The organism is Ruegeria arenilitoris (genome assembly GCF_013030265.1).
Classification (GTDB): domain Bacteria; phylum Pseudomonadota; class Alphaproteobacteria; order Rhodobacterales; family Rhodobacteraceae; genus Ruegeria; species Ruegeria arenilitoris_E.
Window position 1 is genome coordinate 1 of sequence record NZ_WPZQ01000025.1, and the last position, 1,248, is coordinate 1,248.

Below are 1,248 nucleotides of genomic sequence, written 5' to 3' on the forward strand. Positions count from 1 at the left end.
CTGTTGGCTTAGGCAAAAACGAAAAAGGGCGTCCCGAGGGACGCCCTTTCTTTGGATATTCGCTGGCGCGACTTACTCGATGATTTTCGAGACGACGCCGGCGCCGACGGTGCGGCCGCCTTCGCGGATCGCGAAACGCAGACCATCTTCCATCGCGATCGGTGCGATCAGCTCGACGGTGAAGCCGACGTTATCGCCGGGCATAACCATCTCGGTGCCGGCCGCCAGGGTCACGGTGCCGGTCACGTCAGTTGTACGGAAGTAGAACTGCGGACGGTAGTTCGCGAAGAACGGGGTGTGACGACCGCCTTCTTCCTTGGTCAGGATGTAGGCTTCGGCTTCGAACTTGGTGTGCGGTGTAACCGAACCCGGCTTACACAGAACCTGGCCACGCTCAACGCCGTCACGGTCGATACCGCGCAGCAGCGCGCCGATGTTGTCGCCTGCTTCACCGCGGTCCAGCAGCTTGCGGAACATTTCAACACCGGTACAGGTGGTTTTCTGAGTGTCGCGGATGCCGACGATTTCAATTTCGTCGCCAACGTTGATCACGCCACGCTCAACACGACCGGTCACAACGGTACCACGGCCCGAGATCGAGAACACGTCTTCAACCGGCATCAGGAACGGCTTGTCGACTTCACGCTCAGGGGTGTCGATGTAGTCATCAACAGCCGCCATCAGCTCTTTGATTTTCTCTTCGCCGATTTCCGGGTTGTTGCCTTCCATCGCGGCCAGAGCCGAACCTGCGATGATCGGAACATCGTCGCCGGGGTAGTCGTAGCTGGACAGCAGTTCGCGAACTTCCATCTCAACCAGTTCCAGCAGCTCTTCGTCGTCAACCTGGTCAACTTTGTTCATGAACACGACCATCTTCGGGATGCCAACCTGGCGGCCCAGCAGGATGTGCTCACGCGTCTGCGGCATCGGGCCGTCAGCTGCGTTCACAACCAGGATCGCGCCGTCCATCTGGGCAGCACCGGTGATCATGTTCTTAACGTAGTCGGCGTGGCCGGGGCAGTCGACGTGCGCGTAGTGGCGGTTGTCGGTCTCGTATTCCACGTGGGCGGTCGAGATGGTGATGCCACGTGCTTTCTCTTCAGGCGCGCCGTCAATCTGGTCATACGCTTTGAAGTCACCGAAATACTTGGTGATTGCTGCGGTCAGCGTGGTCTTGCCGTGGTCAACGTGGCCAATCGTGCCGATGTTGACGTGCGGTTTTGTACGCTCAAACTTTTCCTTTGCCAT

At 58.7% G+C, this 1,248-nt stretch carries 1 protein-coding gene; it reads right to left on the reverse strand.

Features of this window, described 5'->3' with window-relative positions; translation table 11 throughout:
• Positions 1–72 precede the first annotated feature (72 nt).
• Positions 73–1,248, reverse strand: a 1,176-nt coding sequence (gene tuf, locus GOX61_RS22310) for an elongation factor Tu (protein WP_170337277.1), incomplete at its 5' end; no start/stop codon positions are given.